Source organism: Butyricicoccus sp. AM27-36, assembly GCF_003480945.1.
Classification (GTDB): Bacteria; Bacillota; Clostridia; order Oscillospirales; family Butyricicoccaceae; genus Agathobaculum; species Agathobaculum butyriciproducens.
Genome location: NZ_QUJR01000004.1, coordinates 270,032 through 270,390, shown reverse-complemented (window position 1 = coordinate 270,390; position 359 = coordinate 270,032). Strand labels below are relative to the sequence as shown.

Here is a 359-nt window from a genome sequence, read left to right as displayed (position 1 = left end):
CGGCAGTATGGTGTGCTGGTTCCGGCGATTGCAAGACCTGACCCGGAGGGCGGCTATGAATTAGTAGCCGGACACAGGCGGCACAGGGCCAGTGAACTGGCTGAGAAAGAAACCATGCCGGTCATTGTCCGGGATTTGGACGATGACGCCGCCACCATCATTATGGTGGACAGCAACTTGCAGCGTGAAAGCCTGCTCCCCAGTGAGAGAGCTTTCGCTTATAAGATGAAGCTGGAGGCTATGCGACATCAGGGAGAACGCATGGATTTAACTTCCGCCCAAGTTGGGCGGAAGTTGGCTGGTAAAGAATCCAGAGAAATTTTGGCAGAACAGGTCGGCCAAAGCCGTAACCAGATTTC

General features: G+C 54.3%; 1 protein-coding gene. It reads left to right on the top strand.

The window, feature by feature from the left end; translation table 11 throughout:
- A partial coding sequence (locus DW724_RS15995; RefSeq protein ID WP_243105706.1) for a ParB/RepB/Spo0J family partition protein occupies window positions 1-359 on the top strand: 359 nt, incomplete at both ends.